Below are 24,901 nucleotides of genomic sequence, written 5' to 3'. Positions count from 1 at the left end.
CGACAACCACCATGAAGACGCACTACGATTTAATTGCTATCGGAGCCGGTTCGGCCGGTCTGGGTGTGGCCATTGCCATGAAACGCCTGGGCTTCGATGTGCTTATCATTGACCGATCAGACCGGCGTATCGGGGGCGACTGCCTCAACGATGGCTGCGTACCGAGTAAAGCCCTGATCCACGTGAGCCGGATGATTCATAACGCCCGGCGCTCCGGCCCGTTTGGCTGGACCATGCAGGGCGCTACCGATCTGGGGGCCGTGATGCAGTACGTCCGGGAACGGCAGGACATCATCCGCACCCACGAAAACGCGGCCTACCTGCGCGATACCGAAGGGCTCGATGTGGCGCTGGGAACGGCACGCTTCGTGGGCCGGCAGGAAATCGAAGTGACCAGCGAAGACGGGCCACCCGTACGGACGTCGGCCAAAAACATTGTCCTCTGCACCGGGTCGAAGCCGCAGTTACTGAAGGCTGACGGGGTCGAAGCCGTTGAGGTACATACCAACGAGACCATTTTCTCGCTCGACCGCTTGCCCAACCGATTGCTGATTGTAGGAGCCGGGCCAATTGCCATGGAGATGGGGCAGGCGTTTGCGCGGTTTGGGAGCCAGGTAACCGTAGTGGGCCAGGAAGACCGGATTCTGAGCAAAGAACTGCCCGAGGTGTCGGCGTTGCTGCAGCAGCGGCTCGAGGTCGAGGGGATCACGTTCCGGCTGGGGCAGCAGGTAACCGCCTTCCCCGACCCGCATACGGCCCGGATCGAGAGCCAAAACGGCACCACCGAGACCCTGCCGTTCGATGCGGTGCTGGTAGCCGTTGGCCGGACAGCCAGCGTTAGGGACCTGAACCTGCCGGCTGCGGGCATCGAGCTGAACGATAAAGGACAGATCAAGCTCAACGACTTCCTGCAAACGACCAATCCGCACGTTTTTGCGGCTGGCGACGCGGCCGCCGGCGCGCCGGCGGGTACCCGCTATTTCTCCCACGCGGCCGAGCTACACGTGTCAACGCTGGTGACCAACCTGCTGACGCCGGGCCAGGTGCTCGATAAAAAACTGAGTTACGATCATTTCTCCTGGGTAACCTTCACCGATCCCGAAGTGGCAACCTTCGGCCTCCAGGAAGACGAGCTGACGAAGCGTAACATCCGCTACGAACGGGTTGTCTATGATTTTGCCGAAGACGATCGGGCTGTCATTGAAGCCTACGAATACGCAAAAATGATCCTGTTCACCGAGCCCAAAGGCCTCAACCCGTTTGGAACCCGCTTGCTGGGTGGAACGGTCATTGCGCCCAACGCGGGTGAGCTGGCGCAGGAGCTGATTCTGGCGGTACAGAAGAAGCTTACGGTCGGCGATTTCTTCAACAAAATATACCCGTACCCTACCGCCAGCCGGGTCAACAAATCGATCTGGCTTGACTACGTACTCGATAATTTGCCGGGCGTGGTGAAACGGGCCGTAAAGTGGGTCTATTGAGTGTCGCCAGCGGTATGCCCGTGATTTATCGATACAATACGTATCGATAGCGCCTTTATGCCTGGCGTTGACGCGTTCACGAAAGGCGACCGAAAACGGATTCTGAATGACCTCCCCGCTGCGACCGCTTAGGTTGACCCGTCCGGGTTCACTGGTCTGCCTGGTGCGGGCGGTTGTGTTGGTAGTACGGAGAGGATCGCTACTTGAATTAAATTACAGATATTCCGGTACTATTTCAGTAGGATATTGGATTCTCCGCTTACATTCGCTGAAAAAAATACGGAATAGTTGATCGTAGCCATTCATGAATCTTGTTGATATTGAACAGTTTATTATTGACAGACTGAGGGCCGGGCTATCGCCAACCCTGCATTATCATGGTCTGCATCATGTGCGCGACGTGGTGGAGGCCGTCAATCGGATTGCTCAGGGCGAGGGCGTCACTGACGAAGAGTCGCTGACGCTGCTCCATACGGCGGCTTTGTTTCATGATGTGGGCTTTTTGTCGACCTACCGGGGCCACGAAGAAGCTGGCTGCGTGTACGTGCGGCAGGTGTTACCCGATTTTGATTACAATGACAGGCAAATCGAGACCATCTGCGGGATGATCATGGCCACGCGCGTCCCACAAACTCCCCAGAACAAGCTGGAAGAGATCCTGTGCGATGCTGACCTGGATTACCTGGGCCGCACCGATTTCGAACCCATTGCTCACTCGCTTTTCGAAGAACTGAAAGTTCGGGATATGGTGGCCGATGAGACTGCCTGGAACCGGATACAGGTTGGCTTTCTGGCCAGCCATCACTACTGGACCCCCACAGCCATTGCTACCCGGCAAGCGGCTAAGGAACAGCGATTGCATGCGCTACGGGCCCTGGTATAAGTCGGCCGGAGTTGGTTGCCGCTCTCAGGCGAGCCAATAGGATACAACTCCGGACCTCTGCCGGATTGGGGGCAACCGGACGGCAGGTTGTCTGGCGAGTATGGTAACCTTGATCGGGCACCATCAAAAAGCCCTACTGCTGATCAGCAGTAGGGCTTTTTGATGGTAGAATAAACTGATTGCTTATTGGATCGGCTGGTTCAGCACGACGCTTTCGTCTACGTGGCCCGGCTTGCGGTTGCGCATCACGAAGAACAGTATACCGAAAGCCACAATGAGAATCAGCGGGAAAATGACCATATGGCCGAGGGTAGCCTGTCCCGTTGCCAGATCGGCCGTTTCAGCCGTAAGACCGCGTTTGGCGGCTTCGGTATCGAGCCAGCTACCAATTACGGGTTGGAAGATCGACGTAGCAAACATACCCATACCGCCCATAATTGACAGGCCAAACGCGCCCGACTTGGGTATGTATTCGGCAACGAAGCCCAGCATGGTTGGCCAGAAGTAGCACACGCCGATAGCGAAGATAACGGCCGACAGATAGACCATGCCGCCTGTTGCGTTGCTCATCATATAGATACCGATAGCGGCTACGATAGACGAGCCCCAAATGACGCCCGTGGGGTTAAGCCGGTGTACAATAGGCCCGGCAAAATAACGACCAACGGCCATCAGACCCGTAACCAGCGCCAGAATCAGCATGGGGTTAGCGCCGGCGTTTCTCATGATCGGATCAATCCACTGCTCGGGGCCAAACTCAGAAATAGCCGTCAGCGCCATACAGGCCAGCATGAACAGGTAGAGCGGAGACGCCATGGCCTTCAGGTTCTCGCCCGTTGACGAAGCCCCTTCTACTTTGCTGGCCGGAAACTGCTGGCCAAAAAACAGGGCCGCGTAGATAACCGCCGGAATCAGGATCGCACTGATTTGGAGCTGCCAGCTCAGGCCCGCGTCGGTCATGAACTTCGATAGCAAACTACCGATGACAATACCGCCCGGAAACCACATGTGTAGCCGGTTCAGCATCTTGGTGGTCTGGTTACCGCTGTACATATCCGTAACCATTGGGTTGCAGGCCGCTTCGACGGTTCCGTTACCAAAACCAACGAAGAACGTAGAAATCAGCAGACTCCAGAAGCCCGATGCCGTGATGGTCAGTACCAGACCCAGCACGTGCGTAGCAAACGCTACCCAGGCAATACGCTTTGGTCCGATGATGTTATAAAGCGGTCCTCCAAAGATCATGGCAATGGGAAATCCCAGAAAAGCCATTTGGTTCACATACCCTAGTTCCTGGGCGGTCAGGTTAAACTCTTTACCCAGCTGGGTAAGCACACCCGCCCGGATAGCGAACGCCATGGCCGTAGTAATGATTGCAAAGCAACTGGCGTTGAACAGCCGCGAACGGTTGATGGTTAGGTTCATTTGGAATACACTTTAGGGGTTTAGATTAGAACGAAATGGTTTGTCAAAAAAAGGTGTCTAATGGTAGCAATTACCTGTTGTAAGTAGTCCGTTCGTGCAAAATTTCCTAAAAAAAAGTTATTCCGCTAATTTCCGCCCCGAAAATTGTTCACGCCGAACAACGGGTAAACCGGCCCGAACAGGCTCTTTACTTAAAAAACTTCGTTATGCATCGCAAACTGCGCATGGGTCAGATAGGGGGTAGCCTCGACGCCTTCATCGGGGCCGTACACCGTCGGGCCGCTATCTTCGACCACGAAATTGAACTGGTGGCCGGCTGCTTCAGCCAGTCGCCCGAAAAATCCAAAGCTACCGGTCGGGCACTCTATCTGCCCGACGAACGGGTCTACGATTCGTTCGAGCAGATGATCCTGGCCGAGAAGGAACGGCCCGAAGGCGACCGTATTGACTTTGTCAGTATCGTTACCCCCAACCACCTGCACTTCCCGGCCGCCAAAATGGCACTGGAAAACGGGTTTCACGTCATCTGCGATAAGCCGATGACCCTCAACCTGCAGGAAGCCAAAGACCTAGTAACCATTGTGGAAAAAACCGGTCTGGTGTTCGGCCTGACCCACAATTATACCGGCTACCCGATGGTGAAAGAAGCCCGCGACATGGTGCGCAACGGCAAGCTGGGCCCGATCCGGAAGGTTGTTGTCGAATACCCGCAGGGCTGGCTCTCGAAAGATGAAGAGCACAACGACTACAAACAGGCAATCTGGCGTACAGATCCGGCGCGGTCGGGTGCGGCCGGGGCCATGGGCGACATCGGTACTCATGCTGAAAACCTGGCCGAGTACATCACCGGACTAAAAATCAGTGAACTATGCGCCGACCTGAGCACCTTCGTGCCGGGCCGTCAGCTGGATGACGATGGCAATGTGCTGCTGCGCTTCGAAGGGGGTGCCAAAGGGGTTCTGCACGCCAGCCAGATCAGCAACGGCGAAGAAAACTCCCTGAAAATCTACGTATACGGTGAACTGGGCGGCCTCGAGTGGCGCCAGATGGAACCCAACACCCTCCTCTACAAGACGCAGGAAAGCCAGCGCATCATTCGCCCGTCGGTGGGTGATTTGTCGGCGGCTGCCAAAGCGCACGGTCGACTGCCCGCGGGCCATCCGGAAGGATTTTTTGAGGCTTTTGCCAACATTTACCGCAACTTTGCCTACGCCGTTCGGGCGCATATGGAAGGTCGGCCGGCCGATCCGCTCTATGACTTCCCAACGGTCTATGATGGCGTGCGCGGGCTGGCTTTTATCGATACCGTGATAGCCTCCAGCCAGAACGACTCTACCAAGTGGACCAAATTTGTTGAGTAAAACCGGAGCTCCAGCTTCGGCTGTAACAAACACCAAACCTCAACCGAAGCTGGAGCTTCGGGACTACCTTTCATGCAAAAAATCAACATCGGTGTCGTCGGCACCGGATTCATCGGACCGGCGCATATCGAAGCCCTCCGTCGCCTGCCCAACACGAATGTACTGGCTCTTTGCGAAGTAACGCCGGAGCTGGCCCGTCAGAAGGCCGATCAGCTCGGTATTGAGCGATCGGCTACGTTTGAGGAGTTGCTCAAGATGGATGATATCCAGGTGGTACACATCTGCACGCCCAACTTCCTGCACTATCAGCAGTCGAAAGCCGCTTTGCTGGCCGGTAAGCACGTGATCTGCGAAAAGCCGCTGGCCAAAGATCTGCACGAAGCCGAGGAGCTCGTACAGCTGGCTAAAGAAACGGGGCTGGTCAATGCCGTTCATTTCAACCTGCGTTATTACCCGCTGGTTCGGCAGATGAAGGTCATGCGTGAGAAAGGTGAGCTGGGCGATGTGTACAGCATTATTGGCTCGTACCTCCAGGACTGGCTCTTTTACAATACCGACTACAACTGGCGGCTCGAACCCGACAAATCGGGCGATTCGCGGGCTATTGCCGACATCGGTTCGCACCTGATGGACCTGCTCGAATACGTGACCGGAGTAAAAACGGTAGCCGTACTGGCCGACTTCAATACGGTTCACAAAACCCGTAAGAAGCCCCTGAAGCCCGTTGAGACGTACTCGGGCAAGATGCTGCAGCCGGAAGATTATGCCGATGTGCCGATCAACACCGAAGATCATGCCAACGTGCTGCTGCGGTTCGACAATGGCAACCGGGGCGTCATTACGGTTTCGCAGGTATCGGCCGGTCGCAAGAACCAGCTGAAGATCGAAATTTCAGGTTCGAAGAAAACCTTCGCCTTCGATTCGGAGTCGCCAAACCAGCTCTGGATCGGTAACCGCGATGGGTACAACCAGACTATGACCGACGATCCGTCGCTGGTTCATGCCGAAGCGCGCTCGGTCATCAGCTTCCCCGGTGGGCATAACGAAGGCTTTCCCGATACGTCGAAACAGATGTTCAAAGAAGTCTACGCAGCCATCGAAGCCGGTAAACAACCCGAGAACCCGACGTATCCGACGTTCGCCGACGGGTACCGCGAACTGCTCATCTGCGAAAAAATTCTGGAAAGCAACCGCAGCCAGGGGTGGGTAACCATTGAGTGATTGGGTGAATGAGCGATTGAGCGCGACGACGCTGACCTAGGCATAATTATGGAGCCTGCCAGACTGGATAAAGGTGAATTTGCTGACAACATGGAGCAACGTCTGAAAACGTTCATGCTTCGTTGTGTTCGGGTTTCCCGGGCTCTTCCCCATGCTTACGAAGCTCATATTTTGGTAAGCAATTGATACGGTCATCATCTTCATCTGCTGCCAAATACCGCGCTGTTCGCCGTGCCCGTAGCCAGAATGAGTTTTTCGTTAAGCTCAGCATTGTTGTTGAGGAATTAGACGAGTCGCTCTTTTGGCTGGAGATGTTAATTTTTACAGAAATAGTATCTGAAACACGATTGAGTGATTTGATGAATGAGGGCTATCAGTTGTTGAAGATACTATCCAAAGCGCGTAGTAGCGCCAATAGCGGCTCGTAGTCATCACACAATCACACAATCACTAACTCGCTCAATAAAGGATGAAAACAATGAAAGGCCCCGGCATTTTTTTGGCTCAGTTTCTGGGCGATGCCGCCCCCTTTAATTCGCTGGATACCATTGCCAGATACATGGCAGACCTGGGGTATAAGGGCATTCAGCTGCCCACCTGGGACCCGCGCGTCATTGATCTGAAGCAGGCGGCCGAAAGCCAGACCTACTGCGATGAGCTGAAAGGCAAACTCGGCGACATCGGTGTCGAAATCACCGAACTGTCGACCCACCTGCAGGGGCAGCTGGTAGCGGTACACCCCGCCTACGGACCCATGTTCGACGGCTTTGGCCCGGCTGAACTGGCTGGTAAACCAACCGAACAGCAGGCCTGGGCCGTTGATCAGCTGATGCTGGCGGCCAAAGCCTCGAAGAACCTCGGTCTGACGAGCCACGTCACCTTCTCGGGGGCGCTGCTGTGGCCGTTTATGTATCCCTGGCCACAACGGCCGGCCGGACTGGTCGAGACGGGCTTTACCGAGCTGGCCAACCGCTGGCTCCCCATCCTGAACGCCTTCGATGAGGCAGGCGTCAACGTGGGCTACGAGCTGCACCCCGGCGAAGACCTGCACGATGGTATTACGTTTGAGATGTTCCTGGAGAAGGTGAACAACCACCCGCGGGCCGGTATCAACTACGACCCGAGCCACTTCCTGCTGCAACAACTCGATTACCTGCAGTTCATCGACTTCTACCACGAGCGAATTTACGCGTACCACGTAAAAGATGCCGAGTTTAACCCAACGGGTAAGCAGGGCGTATACGGCGGTTTCCAGGGCTGGGTAGAACGCGCCGGGCGGTTCCGTTCGCTGGGCGACGGCCAGGTCGATTTCTCGGGAATCTTCTCCAAACTGGCGCAGTACGACTACGAGGGCTGGGCCGTCCTGGAGTGGGAGTGTGCGCTGAAGCATCCTGAACAGGGAGCGGCCGAAGGGGCGCCCTTTATCGATGGCCACATCATCCGGGTTACCGAACGTGCCTTCGACGACTTCGCCGGCACCGGAGCCGACGAAAGCTTCAACAAAAAAGTGCTGGGCCTGCCCTAAGCGGTTGTTGATAACTTATTCAGGCAAATTCAAGGGTGCCGGGGGCGTTGCTTCCGGCACTTTTTTATGCGGATTGCCGGGCCTTTGCAGACAAATGGGGCCGGGCGGTGGTTGTCAATACGTACTAATGCGTTTATAATCCAATGGCCTGGTTGCTGCTGATTCTGGCCGGACTCTTTGAAGTCGGCTTCACGACCTGTCTCAAACTATCTGACAATTTTCAGAAACCCGGCTGGGCAGCTGGGTTTGTAGTGTGTGCGGTCCTGAGTTTTTACTTTCTGAACAAAGCCACCCTCACCATTCCGCTCGGTACGGCCTACGCCGTCTGGACGGGTATCGGCGCGGTGGGTACGGTGCTGATCGGGATACTGTTTTTCCGGGAGCCGGGCGACTTCTGGCGGTTGTTCTTCATCGCGCTGCTGATCGGCTCGGTCATCGGGCTGAAAACGGTGTCGGCCCACTAAAATAAAGCATTGTAAACCGGTAAGCGAGCCGCCCGCTGACCAGCGGGCGGCTCGTTGATGATGCCTACTTTACTGCATTGGGGGGCGTTAGCTGACGACCCAGAAACCGGTAAATCTCCTGGCGCGACTCTTTAGCGAGCCGGGTATCGATGCGGTTGAAAATATGGCCGCCGGGCGCATCCTGATAGATCTTGTAGTCGAACTTCTTGCCGTTGGCCTTCAGGGCGTTGATCAGCGATTCTACTTCGAGTACGTTCACGTCTTCGTCGTTGGTATTGGTATGAATCAGCAGGGGTGTTTTCAGCTTCTGGGCGTTCCAGACCGGCGACCGGCGCCGGTATTCGGCCACGTTGTCGGCTGCGTCTTTTCCGATGTGCGTAGCGGCCGAAAATTCGTTGCGGTAACTCTGGTTCTTGTAGCCCATCCGCGCAATCATGTCGCTGACGGGAACGCCTGCGTAGGCTACTTTATAGTCGTCGGCATGGTCGAAAATATTCATCAGGGTAATCATGCCGCCATGGCTCCAGCCCATGATACCCACCCGGTCCGGGTCGACCTGCGGCAGGTTCTCAACGGCCCAGCGTTTGCCGGCCAGCACGTCATCGTTTTCGTAGTCGCCGTAGTCGATCTGTTTGTAGAACGAGCCGCCGTAGCCCGTGCTGCCCCGGTATTCGGGCGCGATGATGATATACCCCTGCTCGATCAGTTCACGGACGATATGGGCGTAGCTGGAGTTGAAATCGCTATGTACTCCGCCGTGAACGAACACGATCAGCGGGAGCTTTTTGTCGGCTGCGTATTTGCGGGGTATAAACGTATAGGCCGGAATAACCAGCGGATTGGTAGCACCCTGTCCGGTCGGGTTTCGGATCACGTGGGGTGGTTTGCTGGTATAGCGTATTTTGTCGACAAGGGCAACGTCGCCTACGCGCTGGTACCACAGCAGATCATCGGTGCTTTTGTCCTGGGTTTGCAGCGCAAAATCCAGTTTTTCTTCGAGGTTGCGGATGCGTTCGGTGAGGTCGGCGGGGTTGGCGGCCGGTTGCTGGGCGTAGGCGATGAAGCCCCATAAACAGAAAACAAGAAGATACAGGTTGCGCATGTGACGATTAGAGTAAGGTTGTATGCATGAACGGCCGGATAAGCCGCTGACAATCTATTACTTTCTGACCATAATCGCCAGTTTTTCGGTCGGCCGGTGGCTGTTTCGGAGGCCTCTATACACACAAACCGCAGTTCGTTCGAGCTGCGGTTTGTGGTTGAGGAGTATAGCTGGCCGGCGGGCTACTTCATCTTTACGATCGTAACACCGGCCCCGCCCCGGTCGGCATGTTCGTCCTGCATCGAGCCAACCTGTTTGTAGCCGCGCAGGTGGTTCCGGACCAGGGTGCGCAGGATACCGTCGCCCTTGCCGTGTACGATGCGCAACTCAGGATAGCCGAGCATCAGCGCATCGTCGAAGAAACGGTCTACTTCGCCCAGGGCCTCTTCGCCCCGTTTGCCCCGAATGTCGAGGTTGAAGCTGAAGTTCTGCATCTTCTCGTTCATGTCGACACCCCGGCTGCGTGGCCGGTCGTCTCGGGTTTCGGTGGCGGCCACGAAGGTTTTCCGGCTGACCTTCTCGAGTCGGTTCAGCCTGATGTTTGACTTCAGATCGCCAATTCGGATTTCGGCGTCTTTGCCGCGAATCGACAGCACTTCACCGATGGTATTCTGGCCCTGAATCCGGACGTAGCTGCCGACCGCGATGGCGCCGTTATCGGCTTCGAACTCCTCTTCGGGTTTGGGTTTTTCCAGCTCTACCGGCTCGGGTTTCAGTTCTTTCTGATCGAACCGTTCGAGCTCCTGCCGTACCTGTTTGGTGGCTTCGCGTTCGGCCTTGTTTTCCTTGATCTCCCGGATGGTGTTCTCGATCCGCTGGTTGGCCTCCTGCACGAGGGCTTTGGCCTTCTGCTTGGCGTCGTTGAGCAGCTGCTTCTGTTCGTTGTCGAGCCGGGTTTTCAGGGCGGTATACTCGGCCAGTTGCTGGGCTACCTTACGCTGGTTGATGCTGATTTCGAGATTTTTTTCCGAGAAGACGCGCTTCTCGATGTCGAGTTCTTTCAGCAGTTTTTCGAAGTTGACCTGCTGACTGCCCAGCTTCTCTTTAGCGCGGTCGATGATGCCTTTGGGCAAGCCGATCTTCTGCGCGATTTCAAACGCAAACGACGAGCCAGGCCGACCAATTTCCAGCTGGTAAAGTGGTTCCAGATGCTCCCCGTCGAAGCGCATGGCGCCGTTGATAAGGCCCGGGGTTTTATCGGCAAACACCTTCAGGTTGGTGTAGTGGGTGTTGATGACTCCGTAAGCGCCCGATTTGTTAAGGTCTTCCAGAATCGACTCGGCAATGGCTCCACCCAGGCCCGGCTCGGTACCCGTTCCGAACTCATCGATCAGGAAAAGCGTGCGTTTGTTGGCCCCGATCACGAACTGCTTCATGGCCGTCAGGTGCGACGAGTACGTACTGAGGTCGTTCTCCAGCGATTGCTCATCCCCAATGTCGATGAACAGGTTCTGGAAGATGCCCATCTCCGAATAATCGGCCATGGGAACCAGCAGGCCGCACTGCAGCATGTACTGAACCAGCCCGATGGTTTTGAGCGCAACGGACTTACCGCCCGCGTTGGGGCCGGAGATGATCAGAATCCGCGCTTTTTCGTCGAGCCGAACGCCCAGCGGAACTACGGTTTTGTTTTGCTTCCGAAACGACAGGTGAAGCAACGGATGGCGCGCGCTGGTCCAGTTAACGAACGGCCGCTCGTGGAGCCTGGGCAGCACCGCGTCCAGCTGAATGGCCAGTTTGGCTTTGGCCCGGATGAAATCGATCTGGGCCAGGAAATTGATGGCTCGTTTCAGATCATCGAGGTGCGGCCGGACCTGGTCGGTCAGGGCCAGCAGAATCCGGTAAATCTCGCGTCGTTCTTCGTACTCCAGCTCGCGGATTTCGTTGTTGGCGTCGAACACTTCGGCCGGCTCGAGGAACACGGTCTGCCCCGTCTGCGACTCATCATGGACAAAGCCTTTGATCTTGCGTTTATGTTCGGCCGCAATCGGGATGACTAGTCGGCCCCCGCGTACGGTCAGGCTGAGGTCGTCGGGAATCCAGCCGTTTTGCCGGGCCTGACGCAGAATGCTGTCGAGCCGTTTGCGCAGGTTGGCCTGTTCGCCAATGATCCGCCGACGAATCTGGGCCAGCTCGGGCGAGGCCGAATCGCGGACGTTGCCCCGGTCGTCGATGACGCGTTCGAGGGCGTCGGTCAGTTTTTTGTCGACGCCAACCGGTCCGGCCAGCTCACGCAGGAACGGGAACGTTTGACTCTCTTCGCGTTTGGACAGGAACTTCAGACAGTCCTGAATGGTGCGCAGGGCCAGCTTAAGGTCAAAAAACTCAGCTTCGGTCAGCGCCAGTCCTTCTATGCGGGCGCGGTTCAGGTGGGGCCGTACGTCGATGTAGTTGCTGCTCGGGAAGTCGGGTTCAAACTGAACAATCTGCCGAAATTCGTCGGTCTGGCGCAGGAGTTTATCAATCAGCGAGAGGTTATCGGTAAAGCGAATTTTCTCGACATAATCCTGTCCCAGCGGGCTGACGCAGGCGTCTTTGAGGTGCTGGCGGATGGTGTCGAAACCTAATTTATGTTCTAATGTCTGGGGGTAAAGCATTCGGGTTCGTATGCAGAAAACAGATGGTATGGAGCCGTACAGGCGGCTCCTGTATACACAACATTCAGCAGGGGGCGCGGGTTCGGTCGGGTCGTATCGGATGCCTGACCGGTAGATACAAAAAAATCGGGGTTGTTAAGAAACAGCTCAACCGTTTCTCAACAACCCCGATCAGCTGGTGGCATCTTACTTGCCGCCCCCTACTTTACCGGCCTGACCAGCGGCTGTGGCTGGCTTGGGGTTTTTGACGTAGGCTTCGAGCCAGCCGTTCATTTCCCAGAGCATATGCAGCAGCGATTCTTTAGCCGTATAGCCGTGACTTTCGTACGGCAGCAGCACCAGTTTGCTGGTTACGCCGAAGCTCTTGAGCGCGTTGTAGTAGCGTTCTGACTGGATCGGGAACGTGCCGGTATTGTTGTCGGCTTCGCCATGAACCAGCAGAATCGGCGTTTTCACTTTGTCGGCATTCATGAACGGCGACATCGTGTTATACACTTCCGGCGCCTGCCAGTAGGTACGCTGTTCGTTCTGGAAGCCGAAGGGCGTCAGCGTGCGGTTGTAGGCGCCACTGCGGGCAATACCGGCTTTGAACAGCTTGCTGTGCGAGAGCAGGTTCGCCGTCATAAAGGCCCCGTACGAGTGACCGCCCACGCCCACGCGACTCGAGTCGACCACGCCCAGCCGAACCCCTTCGTCAATGGCCGCTTTGGCGCTGCTGACGAGCTGCTCAACGTAGGTATCGTTCGGCTCCTTGTCGCCTTCGCCCACGATGGGGATGCTGGCGTTATCGAGAATAGCGTAGCCCATGGTTACGAAGGCCGCAGCCCCCCAGTAGCTGATCCGGTTGAACTGGTAGGGCGAGCCCGACACCTGCCCGGCGGCATCTTTGCTTTTGAACTCTGCCGGGTAAGCCCACAGGAAGGTAGGCAGCGGACCCTGCTCTTTTTTGTAGCCAGCTGGCAGATACAGCGTAGCCGTCAGGTCAACGCCATCGGCCCGCTTGTAGCGAAGCTGTTGCTTCTGAACGCCTTTCAGCTGCGGGTAGGGGTGCGGGAAAGCCGTTACCTGAACCGGTGCTATGCGGGCCTTGAGGTTGCGGACAAAGTAGTTCGGGTTCTCGTCGGGTGTTTCGCGGGTGGTCAGGATTACCTGCCGGGCTGCGTCCAGAACGGCAACGGGCCGCTCGAAGTTGGGCGCTGCCGACCGCCACAGTTCGCGGGTTTGTTTGGTCTTCAGGTTGAGCAGGCTCACAAACGGACGGTCGCCTTCGGGCGAGGCTCCCTGCCCGTTCAGCATCAGAATCTCGTTGTTGGCCAGCAGGTTCAGTACTTCACGACCGTACTGGTTATGGCGCGTGTCGGGCTGGCCGGGGTTGCTGTACCGATCTTCGTATGACCGGTCGAACAGGGTGGCTGCCTGCCAGCTGGTCGGGTTTACGGTACGGGTCAGCATCTTGCGCGTCTGCCACCAGCGTTCGGTAGCCAGGGCCATGGTTTCGTTGCCCCACTCAAAGCCTTCGAACCGGTATTGTGCCGCGTATATTTCGCGAGGCTGTCCCGAAAAAGGCGCTTCGACCAGAAATACCTTGTCCCGTACGTCGGCTTTTACTTTGGGGTCGCCGTTGTCCTGCGCTACGGTGTAGTAGACTGAGGCCGGGGCGTCGGCCCGCCACGCAAACTCGCGCGGACCCGTCGGCGCTCCATCGGGGCTATAGGGTACGCTTTCCTGCAGGGGGCCGTCGTTCAGGGTTTTTATGAGTGCACCCGTACTGGCATATACGTCAGTACGCAGCGGAAACCGGTAAACAGGCACCAGGTAGGAGAAGGGCGTATGAACGGTTTCGATCATGACGTACTTACCATCCGGCGATGGGTCGGCCGAGGCAATGATGCCGGGTTGGCCGATGGGCGTTGCCTGTCCGTCGAGGCTGAGCCGCACCACCTGGGCGGTGGTGTAATAGGCAAACTGTTTCTCGTCAGACGGGCTTTTGAGCAAATCCTGATAGGTAGGAGCCTGCCCGCGTTTACCACCAATGTTGGCCTGGGTGGTAGGTCCGGCGGGCACACGGCTCATTTCAGGCGTATTGCCCCGACCAGCCGGCACGGTCTTCACAATCAACGCCCGACTGTCAGACAGCCAGCGGAAAGGGATACCCATGGTCGCGTTGAGAGCCGCACTCCCTACTTTGGTCGCTTTGGCCGTCGCTACATCGGCCACGTACAGATCGATTCGTTCGTCGGTGGAGTTGGCAAAGGCAATCTTGCTGTAGTCGGGCGACCACTGTACGTAGCTGATCAGCGCCGACGCCGGCAACCCCGTTACGGGTGTTTCTTCCCTGGCGTTCAGTTTTTTAATTTTCAGGCCCGTGATGTAGCGCATGCGGCTGGGGCCGTTATTGGCCGGGTTCATGCGCAGACCGGCCAGTTTGAGTTCCGGTTGGGCCAGTTCGGCAATGCCGGGCGCTGAGGCCTGCTCCAGAATGACCATGACATCACCTTTGTCAGACAGACTGACCGTCGGCGTGGGCGGCATCGTCACCAGATCGGCCAGCGCTTTGGGTGGTGTCTGATACGTCGGCGTATCCTGAGCGCCCGCCAGTCCGGCCTGTAGCAGCAGGCCAGACAGGGTCAGCGCAAAACGGGCTTTGCCTACCGACCGCGACAGGTCAGAAATCGTCGTAAATAAGGACATGAGTTGAGTTTTTAGGTTAGCGTGAGTATAAAATTAGCCACAGAAACGGCAAAAACGATACTGTCCATAAAAAATGATAACTTGCTATCGCGTTCTACGTTACCCAATCTGAATTTTTGGGATTTTACCTGCTATGCTAACGGATTCCACTGATCACCAATCACTCGCTGAACTTACTGAGCAACTGGATGGCATCCTGAATGCATCATTAAACGGTATTATTACTTATGAGTCCGTTCGTGATCAGACGGGCCAGATTATCGACTTCAAATTTATTCGGCTCAATAAAGCGGCCAAACGCATGCTGGGGCTGACTGATGCGGTGATCGGTGAGCCTATGCTGGACCAGCTGCCGGGCGTGAAAGAAGGAGGGCTGTTCGACATCTTCGTTCAGGTTGTCGATACCGGCGAGCCCGCCCGCTTTGAGACGCCTTACCCAGATGGCGATCAGCTGCTCTGGTACGACATGGCCGTTGTCAAGCTGGCCGATGGGTTTGTCATCACCTTCAACGATATTACCCTGGCCCGGCAGAATCAGCAGGCCCTGGAAGAGCAGTCGCGCGCGAGCAAACGCCAGGCGGACCTGCTCAACAGTGTGCTGGATAGCTCAGCCAGCGGTATCAAAGCCCTGGAAGCCGTTCGCGATGAGGCCGGCCGGGTAGACTATTTCAAAGTCATTGCGATCAATAAAGTAGGGGCGGCTCTGCGCGGCAAAAGTGTAGGAGACCTCGTTGGGAAGCGCGCTTCGGACGTATTTCCGGGAATCCGTGAACATGGGTTGTTCGATCAGTATGTACGGGTGACCGAAACCCGTGAGCCGCATCGGTTCGAGACATGGTATGAACTGGATGGCCATGGTATATGGCTCGATATCACCTTGTCGCCGTTCTACGATGGGCTGGTGGTCACTTATACCGACGTTACCGAGCAGCACCAGGCGGCTGTACAGAAAGAACGGCAGGCCAACTTCCTCAATAAATTACTCGACGCATCGTCGAACGGCATCGTCGCCGAACGCGCGATCCGTAACGCCGAGGGCGACATTGTTGATTTTCTGGTCTTGTCGGCGAACCAGCAGGCCGCCACGATCTCGCAGTCAACGGTCGACGCGCTGGTCGGGCAGCGCGATCTTGAGCTGCATCCGAACCTGCGCGAGTCGGGCTTATTCGACGCCTTTGTCAAAACCATAGAGACGGGACAGCCGCAAGTTGTTGAAACGTATTACGACGACGGACGGCTCAGCCAATGGCTAAACGTAAATACCCGTAAACTCGCCGACGAGGAGCTGGTCATCACCTTTTCGAATGTGTCGGCCGAAAAATACGCGCAGCTGGCGCTTGAACAGGCTGCCGCTGCCAACAAAGCCCAGGCCGAACTGATGCACACCATGCTCGATGGGGCCATCAACGGCGTATTATTGCTGGAGCCGATCCGGGAGCCGGCAACGGGTAATGAGCCGGGTGCGGTCGTTGATTTCCGGATCCTGGCTGCCAACCGGGCCGTAGAGCAGCTCACCGGCGCTGATCCGGTGCAGGCCATTGGCCGAACCATGCAGGACGTGTACCCGGGCTATCGGCAGGCAGGCTTCTTCGCACTGTATTGTGAGACGCTGGCAACCGGTGAGCAACGGCGTGCGGAGAACTACTACGAAGACGAGGTCCTGAAGGGGTGGTTCGAAGTGTCGTCGGTTCGGCAGGGCGAACAGGTGGTACTTACCTTTGCCAATACCACCGAAGTCCGGCGCGCCCAGCAAGCCCTGAAACAGGCAGCAGCCGACCTGCAGGCCGTTATCGATCGTTCGCCAACGGGAATATTCGTCTTCAGCCCGGTTTATGACGAAGCAGGCCGGCACGTTGATTTTCGGTTCAAAACCATCAACCGGATGGTGGCTGCCATGGTGGGTCAGACGCCCGAGGTGCTAACGGGTGCCATAGCGTCAGCATGGTTTACCAGCTACCGCGAAACGGGCCTGTTTGAACGCTACCGGTATACGTTTGATACCGGCGAGGAACAGCGATTCAGCATTCATTACGATGTTGACGGGTTCGATCTCTGGTTCGATGTGCACGCTATGAAGTTTGGGCAGGATGTACTGGTTACGTTCACCAACTTTACCGACCTCAAGCAGGCTCAGCTGGCCGTAGAACGGCAGGCAGCCGAAACCAAACGCCAGGCCGACCTGCTCGACAGTGTGCTCAACAGCTCCAACAGCGGCATCATGTCGTTCGAAGCCATCCGGAACGAGGAGGGGGCGATTGTTGACTTCGGCTACGTTACGGTTAACCAGGCCAGCGAACAGCTGGTTGGCTACCCCGTCGACTTTATCAAGCGTCATACGCTGCTGAATCTGTTTCCGGGTAACGTAGAGAGTGGCCTGTTTGCTATGTACGTGAATACCACCGAAACGGGCGAGCCGACGCGTACGGAACTGCACTATAATCATGACGGGCTCGACTTCTGGATCGATGTGTCGGCCCAGAAACTGGGCGATGGCTTTGTGGTTACCTTCTCGGATGTGTCGGCCGTAAAACGGGCTTCCCAGCTTATTGAGCGGTCGGCCGTTGAGCTGCAAACGGTTATCGACACGTCGCAGACGGGTATATTCCTGTTCAGTCCTGTACATGACAAATCGGGGCAGGTCGTTGATTTCCGCTTTCGGGTGGCCAACCGGCAGCTCGCTTCGTATGTCGGGCAGGACCCGGCGGCTGTGGTCGGGGCGCTGGGCAGCACATGGTTCCCAGGCTACCAAAGTAACGGCCTGTTCGATGCCTACCACAAAACCTACGTGACCGGCGAGCCGCAGCGGTTCGATTTTCATTACAATACCGACGGAATCGACGTATGGCTCGATATCCTCACCACCAAAATGGGCGATGAGGTACTGGTTACGTTTGGCGATTACACCCCGCTCAAACTGCTCCAGCAGCAACTACAGGCGTCGGTAGTGGATCTTCAGCGGTCGAACCGGAACCTGGAACAGTTTGCCTACGTAGCCAGCCACGACCTGCAGGAACCGCTTCGTAAAATTCAGGCTTTTGGCGATATCATTCAGACGAAGTACGTCGGCGTTATGGATGCCGAAGGCGTGGATATGATCCGGCGTATGCAGTCGGCCGCAGCCCGTATGCAGGTGCTCATAAAGGACGTGCTGGCCTACTCGCGCGTGGCGACCAAACGCGAAGAGGTTGAGCCTGTAGAGCTAAACCCACTCATCGACGATGTGCTGATCGATCTGGAAACGGCCATTGCCGACAAACGGGCGCATATTCAGGTACACCCGTTGCCCACCGTTCCGGGCGATGGTCTTCAGCTACGGCAGCTGTTTCAGAATCTGGTCAGCAATTCGCTCAAGTTCACGAGGCCTGACCAGATGCCGGAAGTGATCATTACGGGCCAGATGGTACGCGGCAAACACGCGGGCCTGCCGGTGTCGGTAGCCGACGAAGGCCGGTGGTTTTGCCGGATCGACGTGTCAGACAACGGCATCGGATTCGACCCGCGCCAGGCCGATCGGATTTTTCAGGTTTTTCAGCGGCTCCACGGCCGGAGCGAATACCAGGGAACGGGTATTGGGTTGGCTATCGTGCAGAAAGTAGTCGAGAACCACCACGGCTATATACAGGCCGACGGACGACCGGGCCAGGGGGCTACGTTCTCCATTCTGCTCCCGGCTTAACCCGAATTGTAGACTGTTGAATAGCTTATCCTCCCGATTCGCTAATTTTTCGTCTGGCCTTTCGTTACTTTGAGGCACAATCAACCTGAAAGACTTCATGCGTATTGTTCTTATATTAATCGGCCTCCTCACCGCTACCTCCTGCAAACTGGAGTTGCCGGGTGTAGATCAGGCTCAGTTTGCGGACCCGACCGCAACCCCCGTTCAGGCTGGTCTGATCGACGAAGCCTCGGGTATGGTCGATAGCCGTACCCAGCCGGGCAACCTCTGGATCAACCAGGACAGCGGCTCACCGGCCGAACTGGCGCTGCTCGGACACGATGGGCAACTCAAAGGCCGGATCAGCGTTCCGCGTTTCGAAAACCGCGACTGGGAAGAGCTGGCCAGCGGACCGGGCCCTCAGGACGGCGTTAACTACCTCTACATCGGCGACATTGGCGACAACAATGCCCAGCAGCCGTTTCTGCAGGTGTACCGACTCCCGGAGCCTGCCAACCTGCAAACGCCGATTACGCAGATTGAGCGGATCAACTTCCGCTACCCCGATGGTCCCCGCGATGCGGAAGCTATGTTCATTGATCCGGCTACCAAAGATATCTACATCATCTCGAAGCGGGAGGCTAACGTGCGGCTGTACCGGCTGCCGTACCCGCAGAACATCAACGAGCTGACCGTTGCCGAATCGCTGGGCGAAATTCCCATGACGTTCGTAACCGGAGCGGCTATTTCGCCCGATGGGTCCGAGATTGTAGTTCGGACTTATACCGAAATCCGGTACTGGAAGCGAAATGCCGGACAAAGCATTGCCGATGCCCTGCAACGGGGTAACAGCAAAGCCCTGCCGTATCGGGTAGAGCCGCAGGGCGAAGCCGTCTGTTTCGACAAGGATGGCAAAGGTTATTTCACCATCAGCGAAAAAGGCAGCGCTTCTGCCGTTAATCTCTTTTATTACGCCCGTAAATAATCGGCACTGGGGCGCCCTGTTCTCAGTTCACTCGATCACCTTTTGAAAACTGCTGCTGTTATCGGGGCCGGTATTGCCGGTATTGCGTCGGCCATCCGGCTGGCGGTGAAAGGCTATGCCGTTGACGTCTTCGAGGCTAACGACTATCCGGGCGGTAAACTCTCCACGTTCGATCTGACCACCGACCGGGGAAGTTACCGGTTCGATGCGGGGCCGTCGTTGTTTACGATGCCGCACCTGGTCGATGAACTGTTTCAGCTGGCCGGTCGACAGCCGGCCAACTATTTTCAGTACATCCGGCTGGACGAAACCTGCCGCTATTTCTGGGACGATGCCACCCGACTTACGGCCTGGGCCGACCATACCCGATTCGGTCAGGAAGTCGAGTCCGTTCTGGGCGAACCCGCGGATCATCTGCTGGACCACCTCCGCGACAGCGCTCTTAAGTATGAGGTAACCGAAAAGCTGTTTCTGCACCGGTCACTGCACAAAATTGGTACCTGGATCAACCGGGATGCCTTACGGGGCTATCTCAACCTCCCCAGGCTGGGGGTGTTCAGCACTATGAACAAGGCCAACGAGGGTCGGTTTCGGCATCCCAAACTCGTTCAGCTGTTTAACCGCTACGCCACCTACAACGGCTCAGACCCGTACCAGACACCCGCCACCCTGAATATCATTCCGCATCTGGAGTATAACATCGGCGCTTTTTTTCCGGTGCAGGGCATGGTCAGCATTACCGGGAGCCTGGTTCGGCTGGCCGAAGATCTTGGCGTTCGGTTCCACTACCGGGCGCGGGTAAGCCAGCTCGTCACGAAAGGAACGCAGGTGTTGGGCGTTCAGCTGGCGGGCGAGGAGCAGCCGCGTCCCTACGCGCTGGTTGTATCGAACATGGATGTGGTCAGTACGTTTCGGAAACTGCTGCCCAACGCCCGGCAGCCGGAACGGATTCTGCGGCAGCCCAAATCCAGCTCGGGGCTGATCTTCTACTGGGGTATCCGGCGCGAGTTTGCCGAGCTGGGGCTGCATAACATATTCTTCAGCAACAACTACCGCGCCGAGTTTGCCGAGTTATTTGGCCAGAACCAGCTGTACAGCGACCCGACTATCTACCTCAACATCACGTCGAAACACAAGGCCGATGATGCTCCGCCGGGTTGCGAAAACTGGTTTATCCTGCTCAACGCGCCCAACAATACCGGTCAGGACTGGGATGCTATCATCAGCCGGGCGCGGCAGGACGTGATCCGCAAACTGAGCCACAACCTGGGCGTCGATGTGGGGCCGCTCATCGAAACCGAAGCTGTTCTGGACCCGCGCAGTATCGAAGCCCGAACCTCATCGAGCCAGGGCGCTCTGTACGGCAACAGCAGCAACAACCGGTTTGCGGCTTTCCTGCGGCATGCCAATTTCTCGCACGAATTCCGGAATCTGTACTTTGTAGGGGGGAGCGTTCATCCCGGCGGAGGCATTCCGCTCTGCCTGCTCTCGGCCAAAATCATGACGGATGTGGTTGATGAGAAGGCCAGCCAGTAGTTTAGTTCTGACGGGTAGCTACGGAAACAGAACGTAGTAAACCAGATGCGGTACTCTGTAAACTGAGTACCGTTTTAGTATCTTGCTGCATGGATTCCTCTATTCTGATTATAGTGCTGAGCCTGGCGGTGCTGATTTCCTACGGCTTCGACCTGTTCAGCAGTCGTTTCAAGATTCCATCGGTACTATTGCTGCTGGCGTTGGGTATGCTGACCCGGCAGGCTACCGACTACTTTAGCGTGCGGGTGCCTTATCTGGATACCATCCTGCCAACGCTGGGCACGCTGGGCCTTATTCTGATCGTGCTGGAGGGCGGGCTTGATCTCGAACTCCACGGTGAGCGACTGGGGGTGCTGCGCCGAACCCTGCTGGCGTCGCTGCTGTCGATTATTGGCGGTACGCTGCTGATGGCGGGCACGCTGTACCTGCTGCTCAACGATACGTTTTACCATTGCCTCATTGCGGCTCTCCCGTTTTCTATCATCAGTAGCGCCGTTGCCAACGCGAGCGTGACCAACCTCTCCGACGGGAAACAGGATTTTGTGGTTTACGAGTCGGCCTTTGCGGGTATTCTGGGGATCATGGCCTATAACTTCCTGCTGCTCAGTCGCGATTCGGTGCTGGGGGCGGTCTGGTTCTTCGCGCGCGACACGCTGGTGATGGCGCTGATCTCGCTGGCCTGCTGTTTCCTGCTGCTCTACCTGATCAGCCGCATCAACCACCGGATCAAGTTTCTGCCCATTATTTCGGTGCTGTTTCTGGTCTACGCCCTGGCCGAAATCAACCATCTGTCGTCATTGCTGCTGATCCTGATCTTCGGGCTTTTCCTGAACAATACGGAGCTGTTTATCCGCGGTACACTCAGCCGCATCCTGAAAAATGATCTGTTCGAGAAAGAGCTTGATCAGCTCAAAAACCTCACGGCCGAGGGCGCCTTCGTTGTCCGGACGTTTTTCTTCCTGATCTTCGGCTATATAGCCGTGCCGAGCGAACTCATCGATACGGATGCGCTGATCGTCAGTGCGCTATTTGTGTTTATCATCATCACCTGGCGCTGGCTGACGCTGCGCATCACCTACCCAAGTGCCGCCAGACCCCTGCTCTGGATAGCGCCCCGTGGTCTGATTACCATTCTTCTTTACCTGAATATTCCGGAGAACCTGCGGCTGGTCGGCTTCCGCGAGGGCATTCCCATGCTGGTGGTGGTGATGTCGTCGCTGGTGATGATCGGCGGAGCGGTTCGGGGGCAGCGGTTGAACAACGAGTAAACTACGGCCTGCTTTTTTTCGTCCATTTCAGAAAGGCCCAGACCGGTCGTGTGGCCAGGTAGCCCAGGTTCTGGTCGTTGGCAAACGCTTCGCGCTCGAAGCTGATATTCCGGTAGGCCGTATAATGGTCGCGGTACTGAAATCGGCGGATCACATATTCAATCAGATACCAGAAGTAGAAGGGAACGATACCCAGCTCCAGTTGCTGGCGCAGGTGAATCCGTTCGTGATTGATCAGCGTGGGGCCGGGGTTTCTGTGCCGGACCAGGATGAACGGAAACAGGGCCATGCCATCGGGACCAAGTGCAGGAATTCGTAAAATAAATAGCTTCTTTGCCATCGACATACAGACAATTACGGAGTCGTTCCGGTTCTATTTTATGACTATAACCCTCATCATACTCTTCGTTATTGGGTACCTGCTGATCACCCTCGAGCATCCGATCAAAATTAACAAGACCGCTACGGCGCTGATTACGGGTGTGGTTTGCTGGACGGTATATGCCCTGTCGGTCAGTGATATAGAAGCCGTTGTTCATCATCTCGGCGAGCACCTGACGGGGGTTGCGGAGATACTGTTTTTTCTGCTGGGGGCCATGACTATCGTAGAGCTGATCGATGCGCACGATGGTTTCACGCTCATTACCGACCGGATTGCCAGTCGCAATACCCGCACGCTACTTTGGATTATTAGTCTCCTGACCTTTGGTCTGTCGGCGCTGCTGGATAACCTCACCTCGTCTATTGTCATGATTTCGGTAGCCCGCAAGCTGGTTCGCAACGCGGAGCAGCGACGGGTCATTGCCGGTATGATCATCCTGGCTGCCAACGCCGGCGGTGCCTGGTCGCCCATTGGCGACGTAACGACGACTATGCTCTGGATAGGCGGGCAGATCACGACCACCAACATCATTCGCGAATTGCTGCTGCCCAGCCTCGTATCGCTGGTCGTGCCGCTGGGTATTCTGACATTCATGTACAAAGCCGATACGCAGGCCGCTCAGCCAACGGCGAAGCAGGGCATTAGCCGGCCTTACGTGTCGAAAGCGGCCCGACGCGACCGGCGGCTGATGCTGGCCATCGGACTGGGGGGCATGCTGTTTGTGCCGATCTTCAAAACAGTTACCCATCTGCCGCCTTACATGGGCATGATGCTCGTGCTGGGTGTAATCTGGGTGGCGTCGGAGGTGATTCACAGCGACAAGGATGAAGCCGAACGGCAGAAGTTCACAGCCGCCCACGCCCTGAGCCGCATCGACACGTCCAGCATATTGTTCTTTCTGGGCATTCTGCTGGCGGTTGGCTCGCTCGAAGCAACGGGCGTGCTGCGGAGCCTGGCCGGCGCGTTGACCGATGCGGTCGGGAACCTGGATGTAATTGTTCTGCTGATTGGGCTTGTATCGGCTGTGGTCGACAATGTGCCGATTGTAGCGGCTGCCATGGGAATGTACGATTTAGAGACCTATCCGCCTGATGCCAAGCTCTGGGAATTTCTGGCCTACTGCGCCGGTACCGGTGGCAGTCTGCTGCTGATCGGGTCGGCGGCCGGGGTAGCCGTTATGGGTATGGAGCGACTGTCGTTTGGCTGGTACCTGCGCCGGATCAGCTGGCTCGCGCTGATCGGTTATGTTGCGGGGGCTGTGGTATACCTGGTTGAGTACGCCCTGTTCCGGTAGCCGGTACCGCCCATGCCAGAGCTGCTCAGAGGCTTGCCGATTCAGGGGCGATTCTTTACATTTGGTCGAACCAATCACCCCCTTTTCTCCTCATGAAACGATTCCTTATAGCCCTGTTACTGCTGCCGGCGCTGACCCGGCAGGCCACTGCACAAGACGCCCCTACGGCCGATCAGGTACTGGACAAATACATAACAGCCCTCGGCGGTAAAGATGCCCTGACGAAAGTAAACGATCTGACAATGAGCATGTCGAGCGAGACCGAGCGCGGGGTGATGATCATTACCCGCAAGCAGAAACTACCCAACAAGTTCTCGATGGTGATCAACGCCAACGGTATGGAGGTGATGAAGCAAACCGGCGACGGGCAGAAGGTGCTTATGGGCGGAATGCAGGGCAGCCAGACACTAGACGGCCCGGCGGCTCAGCAGATGACCCTGATGAATACGCTTTTTCCGGAGTTGCACTATGCCGAAAATGGCGTTAAAACAACCCTGGTCGGGCCCGAGACCGTTGACGGCAAGAGCACCTACAAACTCAGCCATACAACTGCCGACGGATCATCTACCTGGACGGACAACTTCGACACCAGCACGGGGCTGAAAGTGCAGTCGGTCGTAACCAACAAATCGCCCCGGGGTAGCATGACGACGACAACCGTATACGACGATTATAAGGATGTGAGTGGTATCAAATTTCCGATGACGCTCAATCAGAAGTCGGCCCGGGGTAATATGGTCATGACCGTCGATAACGTGAAGGTCAACAAAGGGCTCAAAGATTCGGATTTTAAAACCGAATAAATGGTGCCGACATGCTACCGACATGCTACCGACGCTGCGCTGTGAAGGCCCTACGGGCCATATGGATGATCGGGTCGTTTGCTGCTACCGACGCTGTGCTGTGAAGGCCCTGACGGGCCAAGGATGCTCTGGCTGAATTGATGGCTACCGACGCTGTGCTGTGAAGGCCCTAACGGGCCATGGATGATGGGCCGTTTGCTGCTACCGACGCTGCGCTGTGAAGGCCCT

The 24,901-nt window shown here is 56.6% G+C and carries 18 protein-coding genes; 13 read left to right on the top strand and 5 right to left on the bottom strand.

The genetic code is table 11. The features are described from left to right. The first annotated feature begins 11 nt into the window (after positions 1-11). Together EQG79_RS05640 and EQG79_RS05635 are read left to right on the top strand one after the other, a co-directional pair. Positions 12-1,481, top strand: coding sequence for a dihydrolipoyl dehydrogenase family protein (locus tag EQG79_RS05640; protein ID WP_129600504.1), 1,470 nt, complete (start codon positions 12-14; stop codon positions 1,479-1,481). 304 nt (positions 1,482-1,785) lie between these two features. Beyond that, positions 1,786-2,364, top strand: coding sequence for an HD domain-containing protein (locus tag EQG79_RS05635; RefSeq protein ID WP_129600503.1), 579 nt, complete (start codon positions 1,786-1,788; stop codon positions 2,362-2,364). A 183-nt stretch (positions 2,365-2,547) separates the two neighbouring features. On the opposite strand, the gene EQG79_RS05630 is transcribed toward EQG79_RS05635, so the two are convergent. Further along, on the bottom strand, positions 2,548-3,789 hold the full coding sequence (locus tag EQG79_RS05630) for an MFS transporter (protein WP_129600501.1): 1,242 nt from the start codon (positions 3,787-3,789) through the stop codon (positions 2,548-2,550). Positions 3,790-4,013: 224 nt separating this feature from the next. Between EQG79_RS05630 and EQG79_RS05625 the strand changes: the two genes are divergently transcribed. The 5 genes from EQG79_RS05625 to EQG79_RS05605 all read left to right on the top strand — a co-directional run bounded on the left by EQG79_RS05625 (position 4,014) and on the right by EQG79_RS05605 (position 8,360). Continuing rightward, positions 4,014-5,150, top strand: a complete 1,137-nt coding sequence (locus tag EQG79_RS05625; protein ID WP_077924145.1) for a Gfo/Idh/MocA family protein — start codon at positions 4,014-4,016, stop codon at positions 5,148-5,150. 72 nt (positions 5,151-5,222) lie between these two features. After that, positions 5,223-6,371 (top strand): Gfo/Idh/MocA family protein, encoded by a 1,149-nt coding sequence (locus tag EQG79_RS05620; protein WP_077924108.1) that lies wholly within the window; start codon positions 5,223-5,225, stop codon positions 6,369-6,371. 122 nt (positions 6,372-6,493) lie between these two features. Continuing rightward, positions 6,494-6,799, top strand: coding sequence for a four helix bundle protein (locus tag EQG79_RS31270; protein ID WP_317126234.1), 306 nt, complete (start codon positions 6,494-6,496; stop codon positions 6,797-6,799). A 41-nt stretch (positions 6,800-6,840) separates the two neighbouring features. After that, positions 6,841-7,896, top strand: coding sequence for a sugar phosphate isomerase/epimerase family protein (locus EQG79_RS05610; RefSeq protein WP_077924109.1), 1,056 nt, complete (start codon positions 6,841-6,843; stop codon positions 7,894-7,896). A 143-nt stretch (positions 7,897-8,039) separates the two neighbouring features. Then, on the top strand, positions 8,040-8,360 hold the full coding sequence (locus EQG79_RS05605) for a DMT family transporter (RefSeq protein WP_129600499.1): 321 nt from the start codon (positions 8,040-8,042) through the stop codon (positions 8,358-8,360). Between the two features lie 64 nt (positions 8,361-8,424). Here the strand turns inward: EQG79_RS05605 and EQG79_RS05600 are convergent, their stop codons facing one another. The 3 genes from EQG79_RS05600 to EQG79_RS05590 form a co-directional block, all read right to left on the bottom strand. Further along, complete coding sequence (locus tag EQG79_RS05600; RefSeq protein ID WP_129600497.1) at positions 8,425-9,462, bottom strand: alpha/beta hydrolase family protein; 1,038 nt, start codon at positions 9,460-9,462, stop codon at positions 8,425-8,427. 182 nt (positions 9,463-9,644) lie between these two features. After that, complete coding sequence (locus EQG79_RS05595; protein ID WP_129600495.1) at positions 9,645-12,059, bottom strand: endonuclease MutS2; 2,415 nt, start codon at positions 12,057-12,059, stop codon at positions 9,645-9,647. Between the two features lie 186 nt (positions 12,060-12,245). Beyond that, complete coding sequence (locus tag EQG79_RS05590; protein WP_129600493.1) at positions 12,246-14,750, bottom strand: S9 family peptidase; 2,505 nt, start codon at positions 14,748-14,750, stop codon at positions 12,246-12,248. Positions 14,751-14,883: 133 nt separating this feature from the next. Here EQG79_RS05590 and EQG79_RS05585 point away from each other — a divergent pair, with 133 nt between their 5' ends. The 4 genes from EQG79_RS05585 to EQG79_RS05570 all read left to right on the top strand — a co-directional run bounded on the left by EQG79_RS05585 (position 14,884) and on the right by EQG79_RS05570 (position 22,194). After that, positions 14,884-18,426: a PAS domain-containing protein gene (locus tag EQG79_RS05585; protein ID WP_129600491.1), complete on the top strand. Its 3,543-nt coding sequence runs from the start codon at positions 14,884-14,886 to the stop codon at positions 18,424-18,426. A 97-nt stretch (positions 18,427-18,523) separates the two neighbouring features. Beyond that, positions 18,524-19,390 (top strand): PE-PGRS family protein, encoded by an 867-nt coding sequence (locus EQG79_RS05580; RefSeq protein ID WP_077924115.1) that lies wholly within the window; start codon positions 18,524-18,526, stop codon positions 19,388-19,390. Between the two features lie 42 nt (positions 19,391-19,432). Next, positions 19,433-20,926 carry a 1-hydroxycarotenoid 3,4-desaturase CrtD gene (crtD, locus tag EQG79_RS05575; protein ID WP_129600489.1) on the top strand — a complete coding sequence of 498 codons (1,494 nt, stop codon included), beginning with the start codon at positions 19,433-19,435 and terminating at the stop codon, positions 20,924-20,926. A gap of 89 nt (positions 20,927-21,015) precedes the next feature. After that, positions 21,016-22,194 carry a cation:proton antiporter gene (locus tag EQG79_RS05570; protein ID WP_129600487.1) on the top strand — a complete coding sequence of 393 codons (1,179 nt, stop codon included), beginning with the start codon at positions 21,016-21,018 and terminating at the stop codon, positions 22,192-22,194. A 1-nt stretch (position 22,195) separates the two neighbouring features. Here the strand turns inward: EQG79_RS05570 and EQG79_RS05565 are convergent, their stop codons facing one another. Then, on the bottom strand, positions 22,196-22,534 hold the full coding sequence (locus EQG79_RS05565) for a hypothetical protein (RefSeq protein ID WP_077924146.1): 339 nt from the start codon (positions 22,532-22,534) through the stop codon (positions 22,196-22,198). A gap of 40 nt (positions 22,535-22,574) precedes the next feature. On the opposite strand from EQG79_RS05565, the gene nhaD reads away from it, so the two are divergent. Together nhaD and EQG79_RS05555 are read left to right on the top strand one after the other, a co-directional pair. Continuing rightward, positions 22,575-23,870, top strand: a complete 1,296-nt coding sequence (gene nhaD / locus EQG79_RS05560) for a sodium:proton antiporter NhaD (RefSeq protein WP_077924118.1) — start codon at positions 22,575-22,577, stop codon at positions 23,868-23,870. 92 nt (positions 23,871-23,962) lie between these two features. Then, complete coding sequence (locus tag EQG79_RS05555; protein ID WP_129600486.1) at positions 23,963-24,673, top strand: LolA-like protein; 711 nt, start codon at positions 23,963-23,965, stop codon at positions 24,671-24,673. Positions 24,674-24,901 lie beyond the last annotated feature (228 nt).

The organism is Spirosoma sordidisoli (assembly GCF_004138325.1).
Classification (GTDB): domain Bacteria; phylum Bacteroidota; class Bacteroidia; order Cytophagales; family Spirosomataceae; genus Spirosoma; species Spirosoma sordidisoli.
Note: the sequence above shows the minus strand (reverse complement) of the source record. Positions and strands in the feature narration are given on the sequence as shown.